Below are 21,822 nucleotides of genomic sequence, written 5' to 3'. Positions count from 1 at the left end.
AATAATCTAATTGATAGAATTTTATGAATTCGAATAAGACATTTATTAAAAATATCTGCTCAATCGTATTGGGGATATTTATCACATCAGGAGTTCTGTTTTCTTGTAAGAAAGATTCGACTACTGAGGGCATAAAGGAAATTCCAGGATTTCCTGTGAATACCACGATCTCAAAGTTAGTGGAGAATGCAGAAAATGGAAAGACTATTGAAAGTGAAGCTGTAGTATGGGGCTTTGTAGTTGGATCTGGTGCCGGACAAAACGCAAATTCAATGGTATGGATACAGGATGATGAATCAGGTTTGGCCATTAAGGTTGCGGAAGAGGAATTGAGTAAATACGAAGAGGGTACTCTGGTTTTTGTTAAAGCAAAAGGCTTAACGATTAAAAGAGAGGGTTCTTTCTTAGTCATGGGAACTTTGGAAGCTGGGGCTATAAAAGCATTGAGCGGACAGAATTTAAAGGAAAGAATAGGGGTTGGAGCTAAAAATCAAAGTATACCTGTGGATGCAATGGGTATCGCAGAACTAACGATCCAACATAATCAGCGATTGATCTCTCTAAAAGACGTAGAGGTGATCAACGAAGATATCGATGGCAATTTCGGACCTTCTGATAGTCAGGACAGCAAGGAAATTATTTTGCAGGATTGTGGAGGTAACGAAGTTTATGTAGTTACTGACAAAAGATCAGCTGTTGCAGCTAAAGAAATTAAAGATGGTCGTGGAAATATCAAGGGTTTGTTAACTGTTAATAATGGCCGGAAAGAACTTCGTTTGCTTCTTGAAAATGATGGAGAGGGATTAACTGGTATCCGTTGTGCAGGTTCTGGTGATATTAGCTTAACCAGAGTTATTGCTGGTATTAGATCATTAAATCCTGGTAGTGTAATTGCCGCAGGAACGGTTTTAAAGGTGGTGAATATTTCATCTGGTGTAAGTGAAACAGTAGGTATTACAGTTCAGGACGCCAGCAGTGGTATTTTTATATCAGGGCTAAATACGCAAAATTACCCATTAGGTGCTGCTTTGATTATTAATGTTGCAGGTAAAACTGTAGCTACGGTTAACGGTCGTTTGGCCATCACAGGTGTAACTGGTGCAGATGTTCAGAATGCAGGTTCATACCAGTATCCTGAGAAAATTGTAACTGTTGCGAGTATGATTACTGAGAATGTAAGTGAAACTCTTGTACAACTGAATAACATGCAGATTTTCTTATATGATGCATTAACGACTGAAAAAGTATATCGCATAAGAGACAATTCTGGTAAAATAAACTTAAAAGTTGCTAACGCCAGTGGCATAAATATTACTGATGGAACTGCTTCTGTAAAAGGATATTTTGCGGTGCAGAATGGAGAACCTGTGTTTAAAATCCGCCAGCAATCGGATATTGTTTATGGAGGTACAGCACCAGCAAAAGATCCGGATTATATTGTGGAGACTTTTGAAACAGCTTCTGTAAAAGGCTTGTATCCTTTAGGTAATGTGACTGCTCCTAGTGGAGTTTGGGTGTTTGATGGGGCATTACTGTATGGTCTTGAGCCTAAGGACTGGCGCCCAATGTCGCCAAGATTAGTTGGTGTTAATAACCGTGATGCCGCAATTCCTGGACCTGGATTTATTCAGAATAAATTTGATATTAATGGTTTGAAACGGATTAAGGTTGAATTTGTTTCTCACAATGATCCAGCTGATATTGGTCCTGTTTTTAGAGTAGAAGTTAAAATATCGACAGATAATGGTGCTAGCTGGACAAGCCTTGGTACAAAAGACACTGGTAAGAGTGTAATTGCTACGGCTGATTTTTCTCCAGGCATTTCAACAGATAAAAAGGTTCTGGTAAAAATTATTAATCAATCGCCACAGCCACCTGGAATAGCTACCCAGTTGTTTAGAGGTAACAGAATTAATATCCTGAAAGTAATCTTAGAACAGAAATAATGTTTTTATGAGGCTGTCCGATTTATTTAGGACAGCCTTTTTTATCGAAAATTTAAACCCTCTTATATCTCAAAGATGAAAAAAAGCTTATTGATTATATTATGTGCTTTTGCATTGAGTTCCTGTAGTAAGAAATCGACGATTGAACCAGAAGTAAAACCGCCAACTAATCCACCAGTAGAGACAAAGTGGCTTAATCCAATAAAAGTAGCTTCTTATAATATTGAGTATAACAATTTAAACCCTGCCAATCCTGCAGATTCCTGGGGAAATAGAAAGACACTGGTTGCTAATATATTTGATAAGTATAGCCCTGATATAGTAGGTGTACAGGAGGCTTATTTTAGTCAGCTGAGTGATATGATGGGGTTGATGCCTGATTATGCTTATGTGGGTAAAAGTGTAAATGGAAGTTTGAGTGCTGACAGACAGCTGACCGTTGATATCGTATATAAAAAAGCAAAGATAGAGATCCTTAACTGGGATAGTTTCTGGCTTAGTAGTACACCTACAGTTGCCGGGAAAGATTGGGGTGCAGGGCAATTGAGAATTTGTACCTGGGCATTTGTTATAGATAAGTCAACCAATAAACAGTTTTATTTTTTTAACGTTCACCTTGACTTTACCGGAACTGAAGCGCGCGAAAAAAGTGTAAAGCTCCTATTGGACACTATCCCTAAAATATCTAAAGGCTATCCGGCAGTGCTTACGGGTGATTTTAATTTTAGTCAGCACGATATCTTTTATCCGCAAATCAGATCGGGGAAAATACTAATTGACAGTTATGAATTGGCAGCTGAACGTACCAATATTACCAGAAGTACTTTTAATGGATATGATGTCAATGCGACTGGAGACAGAAGGATTGATCAAATCTATTTAAAAGGCGGAGTAACATTGAAAGTAAATAGCTGGGCTATCCGGGCGGATTCTTTTAATGGCAGATATCCTTCAGATCATTTTCCTGTTATGATTGATCTGAGTTTTGAAGCTGACTAGAGGCATTTTCAGGCTGGTAAGGAATATAGAAGCTGAAAGTTGTACCTGTTCCCAATTCACTTTTAACACTGATTTTTCCTTTTTGCATTTCCACCAGCTGCTTACAAATGTAAAGTCCTAGTCCTGTGCCTACCTTACCTTTTGAAGAGCTGGTTTGGTAATATTGAGAGAAAAGGTTAGCCTGTTGGTCAGGACTGATACCCATGCCAGTATCCACTACATCAACTTGTAAACGGGCATCATTATGTAGTTCCGCATTGATTGTAATCTGTCCTTCATTGGTGTATTTTATCGCATTGCTTAACAGGTTAACCATTACCTGTTTTAGTCGGAAGCCATCACCCAGTACGGTGGCTTCTTTATTTCCTTTAAAGTTATATTGAATTACGAGTTTCTTTTTGGTTGCGCTGTAGCTCATACTTTCAATTACCTGTTCGATAGTGGGCGAAGGTTTAAATGGATCATTTTCTATTTTTAGCTCACTAGTTTCCATCTTTGCAGCATCCAGAGTATCGTTTAAAGTTCGTAGTAGCATATCTGATGACCCTTTGATGGATTCTAACATGTCAGACTGACGTTGTGTTAGCTCAGTTTTTCCGAATATATAAAGAAATCCTTTGATTGCTGTTAAAGGGTTTCTGATTTCATGAGTCATGTGCGTAAGCAATTCCATTTTCTGTTGCGCTATATTTACGGACCTGTCGTTCTCTTTTAACAATTGCAGTTCTGATTTATTAAGCTGGATAATGAACAAAATCAAAAGTGCAGCAAATAAAACAACCAGGAATAAGGCTGCCAAATAAAATTTATTCAGTAAAGAAGTAGTTTCCTGATAATTCTTAAAGGCCATTTCTTTTAACTCATCGGCCATTTTATAATTTAATTCCTTTAAGTCATTTAAAATACGTTGAAGTTCATTGCTGATATGACTATTCAAGGATATGAGTTCTCTTTGCATATTCAACATTTTAACGTTGTGCTGCTGCAGTTCTCTCAACCTTTTGGCATTGTCTTCCCGATTACGAGCTACAATTCTTTGTGTAGTCAGGTCAGTATTGCTAATACTATTGTTTTTGTGTATCTCAACAACTTTGCCTCCTGCACCAGGTTTATTGGATATTGCATCTTTTAATCTTCCAAAAAGCCCCTTTTTCTCTGCAGATATATCTTTGCTTACAGTATCAACTACACTGTTGATTTTCTTTTTGCTTGATTTGGTTTTAGTAACAACTTCAATTGTAGTGTTTTGAGTTGCTGAATTAAATTGAGCGTACACGGTAAGCAGAGAGTCGAAATTATGTTTTAATTCAAACAGTCTGTTAGATAATTCTAGTTTCTTTTTATACCAGATTTTCACCTTGTCCCCTTGTGAAGCTGTTAATTCTGTAACATCGGCCTGCGTTTTTAATAAAGTATCTATCTCTGTAAAGGCAAGTGATAGTTTTATTTTATAATCATTAATTTTAGGTCCGTTAATATCTAACAATGATTCCTGAAAATCATCTTCAGCCTGATGTAATAATAAAAGTGCCTGTTCCGGTTTAAGATTATGTTCTACATTGTTGGCTAACTGAGAGATGCGATCTAACTTATTCGTTATAGAGTTACGGACAAAAAGAGCAGCAACGGCAAGAAGAATAACAAATAGAAGAAAAGTTAGGAGAATTTTCCTTGCGAGCGTTCTGGTGTAGGTAAGTTTCATCGGGCAACAAAAATAAGGATAAAAATAAGTATTCTCTTCAGAATCTGGCATCTTTTGCTGAAAATGCAAAAGCGCCTAAGGCTTCTTCAGAGAAACTGATTTTTATTTCAGTAGGGAGCAGATTGGGAGTATAGGTTAGGAGTAGCAGGAAATTGTCAGATTTTACATAAGTTTGCAGTTGGTTTTAGCGTTTATAAACACACATGGATATTTCTATTGTAATCCCATTATTTAATGAAGACGAGTCGCTTCCCGAATTAACCGCCTGGATAGCCAAGGTAATGCGGGAGCATAACTTTTCATATGAAATTCTTTTTGTTGATGATGGAAGTACAGACTCTTCATGGGAGGTTATTGAAGGCTTAAAAAAGGAGTATAATGCTGTTAAAGCCATAAAATTTAGAAGGAATTATGGTAAATCTGCAGCATTAAACGTAGCTTTTGCTGCGGCTGAAGGGGATGTGATCATTACAATGGACGCTGATTTACAGGACAGCCCGGATGAAATACCTGAATTGTTCCGTAGATTAAAAGAAGAAAAACTTGATATTATTTCGGGTTGGAAAAAGAAGCGTTATGATCCAATCAGCAAAACGATACCTACTAAATTGTTTAATGCAGCTACAAGACGCATGTCGGGCATAAAGCTAAATGATTTCAATTGTGGTTTAAAAGCTTATCGTAAAGATGTCGTTAAAACAATTGAAGTTTATGGAGAAATGCATCGCTATATTCCTGTAATTGCAAAATGGGCAGGTTTTAAAAAGATAGGAGAGCAGGTTGTAGAACATAGAGCAAGAAAATATGGCGTAACTAAATTTGGACTTAGTCGTTTTATCAATGGCTTTTTAGATTTGTTGTCGATTTTCTTTGTTGGGAAGTTTGGGAAAAGACCAATGCACTTCTTTGGTTCTTTAGGTGTTTTAAGCTTTTTGATTGGAACATTTATGGCGATTTGGTTAATAGGTGTAAAGCTTTATCATATTGCAGTAAGCATCCCTTATAAAAGAGATGTTACAGATCAGCCTTTGTTTTATATTGCATTGGTAGCAATTATAGTAGGTTCACAATTGTTTTTAACAGGGTTTGTGGCAGAATTGGTAACCAGGAATGCTACAGAACGTAACCATTATCTGATTGAAAAGGAAATCATTTAAGTAATGTTTTTTTCAATAATTATCCCGCTTTATAATCGTCCTCAGGAAATAAATGAACTGCTCAGTACGCTATCTAAACAAACTTATCCGCAGTTTGAGGTATTGGTAATTGAAGATGGTTCGGTAAATGATGCAAAAGATATAGTTGAACAATACAGCAACAAGCTGGATGTGAAGTATTTTTTTAAACCTAATGAGGGACAGGGATTTGCGCGTAATTATGGTTTTGAACGGGCTAAAGGTGATTTCTTTGTGATATTTGATTCGGATTGTCTGATCCCTGATGATTATTTGGAAACCGTAAAGAACTGCCTTTTTGAACATAAGCTGGACGCTTATGGCGGACCAGATGCCGCGCATAAGAGCTTTACACCAGTACAAAAGGCGATCAGTTATGCCATGACCTCACCATTTACTACAGGAGGAATAAGGGGGAATAAAAAGCACATTGGGCAATTCCATCCACGAAGTTTTAATATGGGGGTATCGCGGGAGGTATGGGAAAAAGTTGGTGGCTTTATATTGACACGGTTAGGTGAAGATATTGAGTATAGCATAAGGATTCATGAGAGTGGCTTTAAGATTGGATTGATTCCTGGAGCTAAAGTTTACCATAAGAGACGTACCAGCTTCGCTCAGTTTTATAAACAATTGCATTTTTTTGGCAGAGCGAGGATAAATATTTATAAACATTTCCCTTCTGAGCTTAAACTGGTACATTTTTTTCCGGCAGTTTTTACCTGTGGATTCATATTTACAGTGCTAATAAATATATTTTATTGGCCTTTAGCGTATTTATGTAACTTTATACTTTTATTATACCTGATGTTGATATTTTTTCATTCATGGCAGGTTAATAAATCGTTAAAGGTTGCATTTTTGAGTATTATTGCTGCGTTTATTCAACTAACAGCTTATGGCTTAGGTTTTATGCAGGATTTTTTTAAAAGAATAGTATTAAAACAACAATGATAGAGTTTTTAAAGGAAAGTACATTTACTGTAAATGAGGTAATAGGAAAAGCCTGGACGGTAACGCGGAGGAATTATTTTTCGATCGCTACACTTTGCTTTTTAATGTTCATTACTTCCAACGCATCTGGTTTAATGGCGTTTTTTCTTAAAGATGTAAATATGGGGCTGAGTATACTGATGGCTTTCTTTTTTGTCATGTTCTACTTTACTATCAATCTATCTTTGTTCAAATATATTTTTCATCTGTTGGATGATGAATTGAACGTAAGCATCGTAGATACAATTCCTACAAGGAAGCAGATTATACGGTTTCTTGTAGCTATGCTCTATTTTATGTTATGCATCATCGGGGTTTATTCCATTGTAATATTGATTGCCTTTCCATTTATTTACACAGGTATTAGGATGGATATCATTACCAATATTGCTATTTCTGTAGGCATTATAGCCATATTTATTACCTGGATAAGAATTTCATTCTTCCCATTTTTTATTATCGATAAAAATCTTCCACCTTTTTTATCCATTAAATTTAGTCTGGCTACTACTAAAGGAAACTTTACCAAAATCCTTTTGCTATTATTGGTGTTAGGCGGTTTTCATGTATTGTATTTATTCGTTAGTTATTTACAATGGCCTGTAGTGGCTTTCTTTATTAATGTGCTCAGTTCTTTCATTATCGTTCCGTTATCAAGCGTAGCTTTAACAATTGCCTACAGGAAAATGATAAGTGAATATAAGGGAGAGGGCGACCCAGACATTATTCATAATATAGTTTAATATTTTTATGGGATTAAAAGCGGCATTAAGCAAGCCATTTGCTGCCCTTGTGGTAAAGGGCATAAATAAGTGGAAAGGAAATGCAGTAAAAGCTCAACATGATATCCTTAAAAAGTTGGTCAAGACTGCAAAGCATACCTCTTTTGGTAAAGATCATAAATTTGCATCAATCAAGACTTACGAAGATTTTAAGAAACTCGTTCCGATTAAGGATTATGAGGAATTAAGACCTTATATTGATCGGGTAGTTGCAGGAGAAAAGGATGTGATGTGGAAAGGAAAACCGCAATATTTCGCTAAAACATCAGGTACCACTTCTGGTGTTAAATATATTCCAATTTCGGCTGAATCAATGCCTGAACATATTAAGGCCGCACGTAATGCTCTGCTCACTTATGTTCATGAGACAGGTAGGGTGAAATTTATTGATGGCAAAATGATCTTTTTGCAGGGGAGTCCTATCATGAGCAAAAAGAACGGTATTAACGTAGGACGTTTATCTGGAATTGTAGCGAATCTGGTGCCTGCATATTTACAAAAAAACCGTTTGCCTTCTTACCTTACCAACTGTATAGAAGACTGGGAAGAAAAAATTGATGCTATTGTTGATGAAACAATAGATCAGGATATGACCCTTATTTCAGGAATACCGCCATGGGTACAAATGTATTTCGACAGACTTTCTGAAAGGTCTGGAGGAAAGAGAATTAAGGATGTTTTCCCGAATTTTGAACTGTTTGTATATGGTGGTGTAAATTATGAACCCTACAGAGCTAAAATTGAAGCCAGCATCGGTAAAAAAATAGATTCTATTGAAACATACCCTGCATCTGAAGGATTCATTGCTTATCAGGATAGTCAGGATGACAAAGGACTTTTACTCCTGGCGAATGCAGGAATGTTTTATGAATTTGTTCCAGCAGATGAATTTTATAATGATAACCCTACACGCTTAAGTTTAGCCGAAGTAGAGTTAGATACCAATTACGCTTTGATTCTAAATACCAATGCCGGCCTTTGGGGTTATGTAATTGGTGATACAGTTAAGTTTGTTTCTAAAAATCCATATAAAATTATGGTAACTGGTAGGATCAAACATTTTATCTCTGCATTTGGGGAGCATGTAATTGGTGAAGAGGTAGAGCATGCATTACTTTCTGTTGCTAATGAAGAGGGAGTAGGAATTACCGAGTTTACTGTAGCCCCACAGGTTAGTACACCTGCTGGCGAGCTGCCTTATCATGAATGGTTTATAGAGTTTTCAGTTCCACCATCAGATATGGTATCATTCAGTAAAAAAGTTGATGATGCTTTACAAAAGAAGAATATTTACTATTTTGACCTAATTGAAGGTAAAATATTACAACCCTTAATCATTCGTTCTTTGCAAAAAGATGCATTTGTGAACTATATGAGGGCACAAGGTAAGCTTGGCGGACAAAATAAAGTACCGCGCTTGTCGAACGACAGGAAGATAGCGAATGATTTACTTGGTTTTATAACTCGTCACGATGACGAAGAACAGGGGAGAGTTTAATTGAAAAATATATCTATTTTAGGTTCCACAGGTTCTGTGGGTACCCAGGCATTAAATGTTATTGAAGCGAATCCTGATTTATACAGGATTTTAGCACTTACAGCACATTCTAATTCCAATTTATTAATTGAGCAGGCCCTTAAGTTTAAGCCACTATTGGTAGTCGTTACAGATGACAGTAAATATCAACAGGTAAAGACAGCCTTATCTGGAACAAATACCAAAGTCTTAGCAGGTGAGGCTTCTTTATGTGAAGCTGCATCTTTAGAAGGGGTAGATTTGGTGCTAACAGCAATTGTGGGTTCAGTAGGGTTAAGTCCTACAGTAGCTGCTATTCAGGCGGGAAAAGACATCGCTTTAGCAAATAAAGAAACGCTTGTTGTTGCAGGTGATTTGATTACGGCACTTGCAAAAGCTCATAATGTTAAAATTATTCCTGTTGACTCAGAGCATTCTGCCATCTTCCAATGTCTGGTAGGCGAATCTAATTCATCTATTGAAAAGATCTACCTTACTGCTTCAGGAGGGCCTTTTCGAGGGAAAGATGCTGATTTTTTAAGAAGTGTTACAAAAGCGCAGGCACTTAAGCATCCGAATTGGGTAATGGGAGCTAAAATTACTATCGACTCAGCTTCCCTTATGAATAAGGGATTGGAAGTTATTGAAGCCAAATGGCTTTTTGATCTGGAAGTTGATCAGATAGATGTTATTGTACATCCTCAATCTATTGTGCATTCCTTGGTGCAATTTAACGATGGGTCGATGAAAGCGCAAATGGGATTGCCAGATATGAATTTACCCATTCATTATGCATTAGCATATCCTGATAGGATTCACAGTGATTTTAAACGTTTCAATTTTATGGATTATCCTGAATTGAATTTCTATAAAGCAGATCAGAAAACATTTAGAAACCTGGAACTTGCATATACTGCATTACGTAGAGGGGGGAATATGCCTTGTATCATTAATGCTGCAAATGAGGTTGTTGTAGAAGCATTTTTACAAGAAAGGATTGGATTTTTACAGATGAGTGACGTTATAGCCGCTTGTATGGAAGAAATTGCATTCGTTGAAAAACCAAGTCTGAATAATTATTTAGAAACAGACCGGTATACACGTATATTTGCCGGTCAACTGGTAACAAATTAGAACATTTTAAATCAAAATAGAATATTAAAATAAAAATATGAGTGGATTGATTATGGCGTCCCAGTTAATTTTGGGATTATCGATATTAGTAATTTTACATGAGTTGGGACATTTCCTGGCAGCGCGTGCTTTTGGAATTAAGGTAGAGAAGTTCTATTTGTTTTTTGATGCATGGGGTTTTAAATTATTTAGCTTCAAAAAAGGTGATTGTGAATACGGAATAGGATGGTTACCGCTAGGTGGCTATGTGAAAATTGCCGGTATGATAGATGAATCTATGGATACTGAACAAATGGCACAGCCTGCACAACCCTGGGAATTTAGATCTAAACCAGCATGGCAGCGCTTAATTGTAATGTTAGGTGGTGTTTTTGTAAATATCGTTGTTGGTATTTTTATTTTCTGGATGCTTACATTCAAATATGGAGAAACTTATATCGCTAACAGCTCTGTTCAGAATGGAATTAATCCTGGTAGCATCGGTAAAGAAATAGGTCTTAAAAAAGGAGATAAGATTATTGCCATTAATGGTAATAAGGTAATTCGTTTTGATGAACTGATCAGCTCTAAAGTTTTACTTGGTAATACAAATCTGACGCTTGTTCGTGGTGATCAGACAATGGATATTAAAGTACCTGAAGATATTCTTAATAAGGTTTCAGACTTAGGAATTGAAGCGTTTATTAGCAGGATGCCTCTTTTAACTTCAACTGTGGATAGTGTTATAGCTGGAAAACCGGCCGCAAAAGCAGGGATTGAAAAGGGAGATAGGATTGTTGCAATAAATGGTGTTCCAATTAAATATGATGCTGATGTGAGATCATTAGTGCCTGATTTTAAGGGTAAGACTATTCCAATAGAAGTGAACAGAGGTGCTGAGCATCTATTTTTTAATGTGCCGATTGATACTGCAGGGACCATTGGTATAGCTTTCAATTTTGATGAAATAAAAGAAGAAACGCTTAAGTATAGCTTAATGGCAGCATTGCCGGTTGGTGCAAATCAGGCATGGAAAACTTTTAGTGATAATGCTAAAGGAATCTGGAAAGTGTTAACGGGTAAGATACAAGCTAATAAAGCATTTTCAGGCCCTGTAGAGATTGCTCGTAAGGTTTATGGCGGTGAGTGGATTTGGGCTAAGTTCTGGGCATCTACTGGCTTTATTTCAATTGCTCTGGCATTTATGAACTTGTTACCTATTCCAGCATTGGATGGTGGACATGTTGTGTTCTTGCTTGTTGAAATGATTAAAGGAAAACCATTGGGAGAGAAGTTTATGGAACGTGCACAAATTGTAGGATTCGTGATGTTAATCTCGTTGATGGTCTTTGTGCTGGGGAACGATATTTTTAAGGCTATTTTCAGGCATTAAAGTAGATGGTAGATTATTTTGAATTTTATGAATTGCCGGTTAGCTTTAATCCTGACCCGGCAGTCGTAAAGCAACAATTTTATAAATTTAGCAAGCAGTTTCATCCAGACTTTTATATCAATGAAAGTGAGGAGAAGCAAGCTGAGGTTTTGGAATTAAGTACTCTGAATAATAAGGCTTACCAGGTGCTTAGTGACCCTCATAAACGGCTGCACTATATCTTAGAATTAAGAGGGCAGCTTGTAGAAGGAGAAAATTATGTGCTTCCTCAAAGCTTTTTAATGGAAATGATGGATGTAAATGAGTCGTTAATGGATTTGCAATTTGATCCTGATCCTGCTCGTCTGGCATCGCTAAAGGAAGAGATTGCGACTATTGAGAAAGGGATTGCTGATAAAATTTTAGGAATAACAGCTTCTTTTGATACTCAGGATGTGTCTGTACAACAGCAATCTCTTGCTGCTATTAAGGATTTGTATTATCGCAATAAATATCTCATGCGCATAAGAGAAAGTATAAATAAATCAACCCCATCACTATAGTGTTGTTGAAGCAGTGTAAAAAAGTATTTTTAGACTTTTTTACACTGCTTATTTGAGGTAATTTCGGCCTCAGGTTCAATTGAATGGTATCAGTTAATATGGTGAGGTCTTACAATTGAGGAATTATAAAAACCAACTGAATGAATACATTATCAATTTTTAGAAAAGTAGCTGTTGCTGAAGGAATTTCTTATGTACTGCTGTTATTTATTGCTATGCCTTTAAAATATTGGGCTGAAATGCCTCTTGCGGTTAAGTATACTGGATGGGCACATGGTTTGTTATTTGTGCTTTATATAGCGTTCTTAGCTATGGCTTTCGTAGAGTATAAATGGAGTTTTAAGAAGACAGCGATGTTTGGTGTGGCTTCATTACTTCCTTTTGCTCCTTTTTGGGTTGATAAAAAATTAAAAGAAGAAAATTAAAATAAAAGTTGGTATTTATAATATCAATTTATACATTTGCAACCCGCTGAATAAGCAAATGCCCAGCTGGCGGAATTGGTAGACGCGCTGGTCTCAAACACCTGTGGGAAACCGTGCCGGTTCGACTCCGGCGCTGGGTACAACCCCTCTTTACGCAAGTAAAGAGGGGTTTTTTGTTTGAAATGATTACCGGGATAGCCTCTATGTGTTCAAAGTTTTCCCGCTCATGGGTACTAAATTGGTTTCAATCAATTTGATTAATTTTTTGTACGAAGCAATATAATCACTATATTTATTGACGAGAGCGTTAATTTAACGGGGGTAAGTCTTAGGATTTATCCCCGTTTCTTTTATACCTGATATTCGGCTTTTAAAAGAGCTTTGTAATTATCTAGGGCTTTACCTGTATCCTCTACTTCTTTTACAGCTACTGCATCTTTGCGACTAATTCTGTATCATCATGTTCATTCTTTTTGTATTGCTATTCTTGTGCCTCCAAGGTTAGATTTTATTGTTGCATTGTTTAAATATATATCATTTGGATTGGCCGTAAAGCTCCCAAGAATTAAAACAACAAAAAAATATTACTTGAAATTTTTGGCACTCGCCAGATGTGTATGCCTCTTATTTATAGTAAGACAATTCATTAAATTCCTTTATAAAAGAGTAATGAACAAAACCACGCTTTCCTTCACCATTGGTTATTTCGATAAGAACCATTTCATTGTCATCTGGTTGTGGTTTGTCTGTTGTTGCAATAAAACCATAACCTTCTTCATCAGCTACTTTGTATTTAAACCAACTTTCCAGTTTAAATGATAAGTCGCTTTTAATATTATCAGTGTAAGCATATTGACTGGTTATGGGGGCAGTAGCTGAAGGATTATTTGTTAATGTTATATTAATGGGTTTACCAGCATAGGTCTTTTTCAAAGAATCCAAAGTCAATAATTTTTTGCTACGCTTTTCGGTGCAACCAAAAGAACTTACGATCAAGAGTAATAAGAGTGTATAATTTTTGATACTATCAAAGATACAATTTTCAACAATAACTATAATTTTTACTACCTAATGTCCTTATTTAAATATTCCGAATTAAAAAGATAGGGTAAAAATAGTATCTTTTCCCTATTTAGAAGCTTTTTTTGCTATTATGAAACGGCCTGTAATGTATGTTTAAGTAAAACTCGCTTTAAAAGCGCCTTACTAACAGCCATTTTGCCATTTCTTAGCAAATCAATCTTGAACTGTTTCGACCTTAATACGGTGGGGATTACGGGCTAAATCCTTAGAGAAATCTAAGGCTTTTTTTATTTTAGAATTTTAGTGGATCAAGCGGAATTCTTGGAGTGAAGAAAAGTTTAAGCATATTCAAAATTTAGAGTTTCCCACAAAAGTGACGAAGAACCATTTTCCCGAAATAGACTGTCTATCGACGCGTGATCTCCACAGTGTTGTACTTGAATTATCTTCTTAATCTTGAAAGAGTGAAAAACAAAGGAAATAATACAAAACTTATCCATATCGCAGAATGGGCAGGGAGGTACTGATAGCGATAATTTATGTAGTAACAAGCGAAGGTTAATAAAATGCAGATGATAGAATGACTGATATAGCTCTGTTTTTCATCATATCTATTGATATGCGCATATTTAATTTCGTCAAGATCTCTGAAATATTTTGTGTTAAAAAAGCTTCCCTTACTTGGGAAGAAGCCCAACAGCATAATAATATTTCTGCCAATGTACATTCCTGAAATTCCAAGTAAAAAGTATTGTAAACCAATAATTAAAGAATCGGAAACATTCCATGTATTTTCTATTTCCCCTTGGCTAAAAATCCTGTAAATGTTATCAATAGATAATATCAACATGATTATGGAGCTCCAGACGCTGAGCCAAAGCCTGTTTGATTTAGATAGGATGAGAGGGGTCAGAGCATTAAAAAATGAGAACAAACAAAATAGCAAGCCTATACTTAATGACGTATAGGCAAGCCAATTATCTAATTGTAAAAGATTGTAGTCAATAACTAGATAAATTATTGCCATGGACTGAAGCAACGTTATTTGTTCATTTAATCTTGCAGTGGTTTTGTCTCGGTAAACAATCGATGATATGAATGTAAAAAGGGCTAAAAATATGTATGGCCACAAAACTAGGTGGGATTCGAAGTTATAATAACGCTCATTTTTTCCAGGAATAAAAATAAATAAGCTGAATATAAAACTGCCGATAAATGTCCAGAGGATATATGACCATTTTTTTGCGACTCTGATGCTCTCAAATAATAAACCGCCCATTAATGCAAGCATACTAAGGGGGAAAATATTATTGGGACTTGTCCATATTCTGTAGCACATATAAATGATAAAAGCTACTGCTAAAACAAGGATGGCAAGTAAAAATATTCCTGAAATAAAATCTTTTATTTTTGATAGATTCATTAAATTTTTTATTCGCACCTGATCTATAATTCTTTAATTAAAAGTAGATCAAAAAATGAAGTTAAAAAATATAAGTCATATTGGTAAGAATTTCATTAAGGATTTACCCTATGTGTATTTCGGGAAAAGTGGTTCCTAGCTACTTTACCATGAGGTTCATTCGTCACAAAAGTATGCTAATGATGGCATCTGAAGATTTAGTTAGGTTGGTATTCCACAAGATAATTAATTACAATGAAAAAAATAGCGAATGAAAGTATGATGTAAAGCCAGGCTAGTTGCCTGTTATTATTATTTGGCATAATTCATTAGTAGTTTATTCATTATTGTTAATCTTTATAAAGCTTTTATTTTTACTGTTTTTTTTATTTCAGCCTCTAAATTATCGCTTAGGGCGTATAGATTTTTAAAACCAGCTGGCGTCAGATAATTGCTCATTATTGTAGAATAATCAACGGTTGAATAATTTCTAAAAAAAAATCTCAGTTCTCCCACCAATCATCTTAAAATTACCTCCACCATTATTAATTAATTCAACTCTACCATCTTTATGAAAGATCATTGATGCCATTAAAAAATCATCAAATTGCCAGTCAATTATTACTGATCCCATCTTTTCTATAAAGTCAGCGCTATTGCAAGATCCATAATAGAGATAAGTCTTTTTCTCGATATCGACTCTACTAACTGTTACATCATCGAATGAATAGTTTTATACGCTGTGATGCAATTATAAAAAAAATGATATTGAGCTGAATAGAGAGAATTATAAGTTTAGATAATATAATGAAGCGCTACAGATCCTGATTTAAGTACCTTCGAGTTTACGAGTTTTAAGTTTAACCGCTTCTGAAGGTTAATATTATCAAACAACCGTCTTCCTTCCCCAACAATGACAGGATGAATTACAAAGTGAAATTCATCAACCAGGCCAAGTGCAATTAATTGAGAAGGAAGATCAACACCACCAATTGAAATCTTTTTGCCTGGTAGCTGTTTCAGCTTTAAGATTTCCTCAGCGAGATTTCCACGAATAATTCTCGTATTCCCCTCAGCACTGTCTAATGATTTGGAAAAAACAATTTTGTCGATCGCATCGAATGTTCGTGCAAATTTATTCGACGTTTTTGTCTCGGATTGGCTTTTTGCTATATCAGGCCAATAAGGAACCATTAGTTGATAAGTTATACGTCCATAGACGAGCAGATCAACATCCTGCATGAGGTCTGTAAAATATTCATGAACATCTTCAGTGCCATTACCCTTAGTGTGGTCGCAACAGCCATCTGCAGTCAGATTGATTCCATAGATAATATTTCTCATTTGAATAGTTTTTATAGTCTTCTACCTGTTAGGTCCTCTTGAATTGTTATGTAATTGTAAGGTATTTAGTGCTTTACAATAGGACTAGTGTGGATGGCTAAGATCTGAAAGAACAATTAACCTAAATTACAAAATAATGAAAACTAACCAAAAACTATGCAGTGTGTTACTGGCATTATGTATCCCAGTATTATTTTTCTCTTGTAAAAAGGATATCGATGAAGGATCAGCTAAGACAAATGAAGGAGGTCAGACAGTTCCCAGAGCAATTTATAGCAGCCGGTCGCTCAATTGGAACGGTAGGGCTGATGCGGCTTATACATTAGCCCAGGCGCAGACCGATTTCGGCAACATCATGAGTGGCTGGAACGAAAGTAGAGCAGCTTTTCGGGAGGAGCAATGTCGCATCACCATACTAAAAGATGCACTTGGTGCAGCTGGAGGAATGATTGCTTATGCAGATGTGGCCGATGGATCTGAATATGAAATCCAATTTGACGTTGCTTTTAACAGTACTTTCGAACTAGGTAAAGGTGGAAAATTGGGCTGGGGTTTTATGATCGGAAATGGGGCTTCAGGAGGCTCTGATGCACGCGACGGCTTAGGTGGTAGCTTGAGATTAGTTTGGCAGCAAGATGTCGATGGTAGCTTCTTTCAAGCTTATGCATATCATAAAGATCAGGCGAATGCATATGGAACCACTTATGGAAGATATCCTGCTACAGGAAGTATCACACCTGGTGCTTGGTATACAGTCAAATTATATTTTAAAAGTAATACTGGTAATAGTACGAATGGTCGGTTAAAATTAACTATAAATGGAACTTCAGTGGTAGACAGAGCTATGCGCTGGACGACTGATGATACAAAAAGGTTGGCAAACAAGTTTTGCTTTTCAAACTTCAGAGGAGGTAGTACCGTCGACTGGCAATCTAGTGCAACTAGTTTCATTTACTTTGACAATCTAAGTTGGACCCGATTGGCATTGTAATTATCCTATTCAATGAAGGCCTATAATGTTTTAAAGTACACTCTGCTTTTTGTGCTGGCATTTTTTGTATGCTTAATGCATTTGAAGGCTCAAGTAACAGAAAGTTCTAAAAAACTTTCTGTCACAGGTTCTTTTGGGTATACTTCTGAAGATCTTGACTGGTCTATCGCAGGAAATTTAAACGGGCAGGCTCCAAATGTCTATTCGGAACTTATATGGAAAGACCTGCAAGGACCTGCTTTTCAATTGAATGTTGAGTGGGATGTCTGGAGAAAGTTTTTTTTAGAAACAGAACTATATAGATTCCAGATTATTTCAGGTGTGGTTTCAGATACTGATTATCATTTTGATAATAGGATAAATCCTTCTTTTCAAGCTAATTTGAAGAGCGAGGAAGGAAAAATGCAATCTATATCAGCAGGACTTGGGTTCAGATTTTTAGATAGTAAGAAATATGTGATCACATCAGTGGTGGGGTATAGAAATGAAAGACAATTTCTAACTTTACTGGATTACAATGAGGACGCTGTAGAAAAAATTAACAGTTCTTACAAAACCCGATGGAACGGGCCATTTATAAGTTTAAGGCCTGCAGTAAACTTATCAAAAAAGCTCACATTGAAAGCTTTGGTTACCTATCATCAGCTTGAATATATTGCTACGGCCGATTGGAATTTAATTGAACAATTCAATAGACCGGTTAGCTTTAGACATACAGCCAAAGGTTATAGGTTTGATCAGGGCCTTGAGCTGTTTTTTTCATTGAACGCTTATATGTTGTTTGGGCTTTCGGCAATGATTTTCCAATCTTCAACTGGAACAGGTATTGATGAACTGTATTTAAAGGATGGGACAGTCTTAAAAACACGTTTTAATGGTGCGAATAGGAGAGGGGAGCATATCGGATTAAAGTTCGTATTGTTTTATTAATATATTTGAATGTAATCCTATGTATCAAAACTTTATAACCCACCTTAGAAAATACATCTCACTGGACAATGATGAGGTAGAGCTGATTTTGTCCAGTGTAAAGCCTTTAATCGCAAATAAGAAAGATTTCCTAATCAAAGAAGGCCAGGTTTGTAAGGCTAACTACTTTGTAGAAAAAGGGTTACTCAGAATGTTTTTCATCAACAATAAAGGAATTGAGCAGACTACACAATTTGCTTTGGAAAACTGGTGGATAGCTGATTACATGAGTTTGACTAAACAAAGTAACTCTCATTTTTATATTCAGGCAGTAGAAGCTTCAACAATTATTGCTATTGAACATCATAAACAAGACGAGTTGTTAAAACAATTACCACAGCTCGAACGCTACTTTATGCTGATGATGCAACGTGCTTACGCAGCAGCACAGATGCGGGTTAAGTATTTTCACGTCTATTCTAAAGAAGAAAACTATCGTCAGTTTGTAAGTTTGTTTCCCGATTTTGTTCAGCGTATCCCTCAGTATATGTTAGCCTCTTATTTAGGACTTACCCCGGAATATGTTAGTGAATTAAGAAAAAAACAATCCTGATTTCATTTCTTAAACCAGTTTAAGTTTTTAAAAAAGACATTGATTTATCTTTGATCTATCATTTAAACATAAAAGAAATGGGAAAAAGAATAAACATTGCAGAGCTTGAACCAGCTGCTTATAAGGCTTTAGCTGGTCTGGAAAGCTATCTGGCTACTACTGCCATTAACAAAACATTGAAAGAATTGATCAAGATCAGAGCCTCCCAGGTTAATGGTTGTGCATTTTGTATCAATATGCATACTGTAGATGCGAGAAAACAAGGAGAAACCGAGCAGAGAATTTACCTGTTGAATGCCTGGAGAGAAGTTGATGGGCTCTATACAGATGAAGAAAGAGCTGTTCTAGCTTTAACAGAGGAAATGACTTTAATTGCAAATGGTGGAGTTTCTGATGAGACTTATCAAAAAGCAAAATCCTTTTTTGATGATAATTTGTTAGCACAAATTATGGTGGCTATTATCACTATAAATGGCTGGAACAGAATGTGTATAGCTACACATATACAACCTGCATAATATATAACGATAGCATTTTTTTTTCGTAAATTTAGGATAGGGAAAACTAATTCTAAAAACATGAAAAAGTTAACATTATCTGTTATGGCTTTGCTATTCTTTGCCTTAACAGTACGCGTTAGTGCTCAGGATGACGCCATGATGAAAGCCTGGCAAAGCTACATGACGCCAGGAGATATTCACAAAATGATTGCGAAAAGTGACGGTAAGTGGAATTCGGATGTCACTATGTGGATGGCGCCTGATTCTCCGCCAACAAAAAGCAAATCTGTTTGTGAAAACACTATGATTTTGGGTGGACGTTACCAGCAGTCAATTCATAAAGGCACTATGATGGGGATGCCTTTTGAAGGGATAAGTTTATTGGGTTACGATAATGCAAAAAAAATATTCTTGTCGACCTGGATAGACAATATGGGGACTGGTATTATGCAGATGGAAGGGACATGGGATGAGGCAACGAATTCCATTAATTTTAAAGGAAAAAGTGTCGATCCTACTACCGGAAAAGACATAGATATCAGAGAGGTCTTTAAATTGGTTGACGACAATAATCAAACAATGGAAATGTACTGCACCACTGATGGTAAGGAAATGAAAACTATGGAGATTAAGTTTTCAAGACAGAAATAGTAGAAAGAGGGATGTTGTTCATCCCTCTTTTTTTTATGCAATATTAATTGCCTCTTTTACTTAATTAAATCTTAGCAATAATATTTAACTTAGCCAAACCGAATGAATCTTATCTAAAGATAATCACCACTATTCGGTACACAAATCCCTTATGATTTCATGAGTATAATACGAGCATAGAATAAATATAAATTGACAAAAACGGATATAAATTGAGATGATGAAAAACACTGTAAGTGATATTTTAAGAATTGGTATTGTTGGCTATGGTAATTTAGGAAGAGGCGCTGAGTTGGCCATTCAGCAAAATCCAGATATGGAGCTGGTTGCTATTTTTACAAGAAGAGAAACTACTGATCTGAGTACGGATTCAAAAGTGGTATCGATTTCTCAAATAGAAGATTATAAAGATAAAATTGATGTAATGATTCTGTGTGGAGGTTCTGCAAAAGATTTGCCTGAACAAGTAATAATGATTTCAAAATTGTTTAATACAGTGGATAGTTTTGATACGCATGCAAAAATTCCAGAATATTTTGAGCAGGTTGACCAGGCTTCTAAAACCAATGGTAAACTAAGCTTAATTTCTACAGGTTGGGATCCGGGATTGTTTTCAATGGCAAGATTATTAGGACAAAGTATTTTACCAGAAGGTGAAGACTATACTTTTTGGGGAAAGGGTTTAAGCCAGGGACATTCTGATGCAGTAAGACGCGTTGATGGTGTTAAAAATGGAGTTCAGTATACCATCCCTATGGAGAGTGCAATAGAAAAGGTTAGAGCAGGAGAAAATCCTCAACTTTCAACTGCAGAAAAACATGAAAGGGTATGTTACATTGTAGCAAATGAAGGTGTTGATTTAGCTGAAATTGAAAATACTATCATTAATATGCCTCATTATTTTGATCAATATGATACTACTGTCAATTTCATTTCTGAGGAAGAATTGTTGAAAAACCATTCGACTATGCCTCATGGCGGGATCGTATTTCGTTCTGGCGTTACAGGAAATGGCTCTAAACAAAGAATTGAATTTAGTTTAGAGTTGGAAAGTAATCCTGAGTTTACAGCTAGTGTATTAGTCGCTTATACACGGGCAATTGGTAAAATGGCAAAAGAAGGTCAAACAGGTGCTAAAACTGTATTTGATATTCCATTAGGATACTTATCTCCAAAATCAGCAGCAGAATTGAGAAAAGAGTTGTTGTAATATAAAGTCGCCTCCCAAGAGGCGACTTTATGCTATTTAAACTTTCCACCAGTTGTAATAGTTGTGATCTTCATCAACCTCAAATCCACATTTGGGATACAACTGATTGCCTATATCGTTGGTTTTTTCAGTCTCCAATAATAAACCACATGCCCCTGTTTCATAACAAAGTGTTTTACATTTGTCAATTAGCATAACTGATAAGCCTTTTCCCCGATATTCAGGAGAAACAAATAAGTCACTTAGTAACCATTGACGTTGTAGCGTTTTATAATGAAATAAGGAATATAACTGTGCAAATCCTACCGCTTTCCCATCTTCGATTGCAAGAAAAGTAAGTGATTCTTCATTGATCAACCGGTCTTTTAAAAAGGCTTTGCTTTTTTCTAAATTAGATTCCTGACGATAGAAGATTCTATAACTATTAAACAATTCAGCAAATTCATCGAGGTGCTTGATTTCCGCTTTTACTATTTTTTCCATCTTGTTAAATAAATATGTGATTAAATGATGTACAAAGGTTCGAATATGCTGGCTCACTTTATTCCTCCAGTTTTTATAATTATATAGGTCCAGTTAGATGGATTCATGTA

The 21,822-nt window shown here is 35.9% G+C and carries 22 protein-coding genes and 1 tRNA gene; 17 read left to right on the top strand and 6 right to left on the bottom strand.

Going from position 1 to position 21,822, the window contains the following annotated elements:
* The first annotated feature begins 23 nt into the window (after positions 1–23).
* Together ABDJ41_RS21095 and ABDJ41_RS21090 are read left to right on the top strand one after the other, a co-directional pair.
* Complete coding sequence (locus ABDJ41_RS21095; RefSeq protein WP_349788116.1) at positions 24–1,946, top strand: DUF5689 domain-containing protein; 1,923 nt, start codon at positions 24–26, stop codon at positions 1,944–1,946.
* A gap of 75 nt (positions 1,947–2,021) precedes the next feature.
* Complete coding sequence (locus ABDJ41_RS21090; protein ID WP_349788115.1) at positions 2,022–2,945, top strand: endonuclease/exonuclease/phosphatase family protein; 924 nt, start codon at positions 2,022–2,024, stop codon at positions 2,943–2,945.
* Here the strand turns inward: ABDJ41_RS21090 and ABDJ41_RS21085 are convergent.
* Entirely contained in the window at positions 2,914–4,647 is a 1,734-nt protein-coding gene (locus ABDJ41_RS21085; RefSeq protein WP_349788114.1) for a sensor histidine kinase, read from the bottom strand. The genes ABDJ41_RS21090 and ABDJ41_RS21085 overlap by 32 nt on opposite strands.
* A 203-nt stretch (positions 4,648–4,850) precedes the next feature.
* Between ABDJ41_RS21085 and ABDJ41_RS21080 the strand changes: the two genes are divergently transcribed.
* From ABDJ41_RS21080 to ABDJ41_RS21040, 9 genes are all read left to right on the top strand, one after another.
* Positions 4,851–5,804, top strand: coding sequence for a glycosyltransferase family 2 protein (locus tag ABDJ41_RS21080; protein WP_349788113.1), 954 nt, complete (start codon positions 4,851–4,853; stop codon positions 5,802–5,804).
* Between the two features lie 3 nt (positions 5,805–5,807).
* Positions 5,808–6,776 (top strand): glycosyltransferase family 2 protein, encoded by a 969-nt coding sequence (locus tag ABDJ41_RS21075; protein ID WP_349788112.1) that lies wholly within the window; start codon positions 5,808–5,810, stop codon positions 6,774–6,776.
* Complete coding sequence (locus ABDJ41_RS21070) at positions 6,773–7,558, top strand: hypothetical protein (RefSeq protein ID WP_349788111.1); 786 nt, start codon at positions 6,773–6,775, stop codon at positions 7,556–7,558. The genes ABDJ41_RS21075 and ABDJ41_RS21070 overlap by 4 nt, the downstream gene beginning before the upstream one ends.
* A 7-nt stretch (positions 7,559–7,565) precedes the next feature.
* Entirely contained in the window at positions 7,566–9,095 is a 1,530-nt protein-coding gene (locus tag ABDJ41_RS21065; protein WP_349788110.1) for a GH3 auxin-responsive promoter family protein, read from the top strand.
* The gene (locus ABDJ41_RS21060) at positions 9,096–10,247 is read left to right on the top strand and encodes a 1-deoxy-D-xylulose-5-phosphate reductoisomerase (protein ID WP_349788109.1); all 1,152 of its coding nucleotides are present in this window, start codon (positions 9,096–9,098) and stop codon (positions 10,245–10,247) included.
* Between the two features lie 37 nt (positions 10,248–10,284).
* Positions 10,285–11,619 (top strand): RIP metalloprotease RseP, encoded by a 1,335-nt coding sequence (gene rseP / locus ABDJ41_RS21055; RefSeq protein ID WP_349788108.1) that lies wholly within the window; start codon positions 10,285–10,287, stop codon positions 11,617–11,619.
* Between the two features lie 5 nt (positions 11,620–11,624).
* Complete coding sequence (gene hscB / locus ABDJ41_RS21050) at positions 11,625–12,161, top strand: Fe-S protein assembly co-chaperone HscB (protein WP_349788107.1); 537 nt, start codon at positions 11,625–11,627, stop codon at positions 12,159–12,161.
* Positions 12,162–12,301: 140 nt separating this feature from the next.
* Positions 12,302–12,586, top strand: coding sequence for a DUF3817 domain-containing protein (locus ABDJ41_RS21045; RefSeq protein WP_349788106.1), 285 nt, complete (start codon positions 12,302–12,304; stop codon positions 12,584–12,586).
* A 60-nt stretch (positions 12,587–12,646) separates the two neighbouring features.
* Positions 12,647–12,726, top strand: a tRNA-Leu gene (locus tag ABDJ41_RS21040).
* A 484-nt stretch (positions 12,727–13,210) separates the two neighbouring features.
* Here ABDJ41_RS21040 and ABDJ41_RS21035 read toward each other — a convergent pair.
* From ABDJ41_RS21035 to ABDJ41_RS21020, 4 genes are all read right to left on the bottom strand, one after another.
* On the bottom strand, positions 13,211–13,519 hold the full coding sequence (locus tag ABDJ41_RS21035; RefSeq protein ID WP_349788105.1) for a hypothetical protein: 309 nt from the start codon (positions 13,517–13,519) through the stop codon (positions 13,211–13,213).
* A 532-nt stretch (positions 13,520–14,051) separates the two neighbouring features.
* Positions 14,052–15,032, bottom strand: a complete 981-nt coding sequence (locus tag ABDJ41_RS21030) for a hypothetical protein (RefSeq protein ID WP_349788104.1) — start codon at positions 15,030–15,032, stop codon at positions 14,052–14,054.
* Positions 15,033–15,501: 469 nt separating this feature from the next.
* Positions 15,502–15,645: a hypothetical protein gene (locus ABDJ41_RS21025; RefSeq protein ID WP_349788103.1), complete on the bottom strand. Its 144-nt coding sequence runs from the start codon at positions 15,643–15,645 to the stop codon at positions 15,502–15,504.
* A 161-nt stretch (positions 15,646–15,806) separates the two neighbouring features.
* Positions 15,807–16,355, bottom strand: coding sequence for a dihydrofolate reductase family protein (locus tag ABDJ41_RS21020; protein WP_349788102.1), 549 nt, complete (start codon positions 16,353–16,355; stop codon positions 15,807–15,809).
* 136 nt (positions 16,356–16,491) lie between these two features.
* Here ABDJ41_RS21020 and ABDJ41_RS21015 point away from each other — a divergent pair, with 136 nt between their 5' ends.
* The 6 genes from ABDJ41_RS21015 to ABDJ41_RS20990 all read left to right on the top strand — a co-directional run bounded on the left by ABDJ41_RS21015 (position 16,492) and on the right by ABDJ41_RS20990 (position 21,229).
* On the top strand, positions 16,492–17,346 hold the full coding sequence (locus ABDJ41_RS21015; protein WP_349788101.1) for a polysaccharide lyase: 855 nt from the start codon (positions 16,492–16,494) through the stop codon (positions 17,344–17,346).
* Positions 17,347–17,427: 81 nt separating this feature from the next.
* Positions 17,428–18,276 (top strand): hypothetical protein, encoded by an 849-nt coding sequence (locus ABDJ41_RS21010; RefSeq protein ID WP_349788100.1) that lies wholly within the window; start codon positions 17,428–17,430, stop codon positions 18,274–18,276.
* 19 nt (positions 18,277–18,295) lie between these two features.
* Entirely contained in the window at positions 18,296–18,868 is a 573-nt protein-coding gene (locus tag ABDJ41_RS21005) for a Crp/Fnr family transcriptional regulator (protein ID WP_349788099.1), read from the top strand.
* A 77-nt stretch (positions 18,869–18,945) separates the two neighbouring features.
* Entirely contained in the window at positions 18,946–19,386 is a 441-nt protein-coding gene (locus ABDJ41_RS21000) for a carboxymuconolactone decarboxylase family protein (protein WP_349788098.1), read from the top strand.
* 60 nt (positions 19,387–19,446) lie between these two features.
* Positions 19,447–20,019 carry a DUF1579 domain-containing protein gene (locus ABDJ41_RS20995; protein ID WP_349788097.1) on the top strand — a complete coding sequence of 191 codons (573 nt, stop codon included), beginning with the start codon at positions 19,447–19,449 and terminating at the stop codon, positions 20,017–20,019.
* 217 nt (positions 20,020–20,236) lie between these two features.
* Positions 20,237–21,229 (top strand): diaminopimelate dehydrogenase, encoded by a 993-nt coding sequence (locus ABDJ41_RS20990; protein WP_502930358.1) that lies wholly within the window; start codon positions 20,237–20,239, stop codon positions 21,227–21,229.
* A gap of 36 nt (positions 21,230–21,265) precedes the next feature.
* Here the strand turns inward: ABDJ41_RS20990 and ABDJ41_RS20985 are convergent, their stop codons facing one another.
* On the bottom strand, positions 21,266–21,712 hold the full coding sequence (locus ABDJ41_RS20985) for a GNAT family N-acetyltransferase (protein WP_349788096.1): 447 nt from the start codon (positions 21,710–21,712) through the stop codon (positions 21,266–21,268).
* Between the last annotated feature and the right edge of the window lie 110 nt (positions 21,713–21,822).

This window comes from Pedobacter sp. ASV1-7 (assembly GCF_040203335.1).
GTDB lineage: Bacteria > Bacteroidota > Bacteroidia > Sphingobacteriales > Sphingobacteriaceae > Pedobacter.
This window is presented reverse-complemented; position numbering and strand designations above follow the sequence as displayed.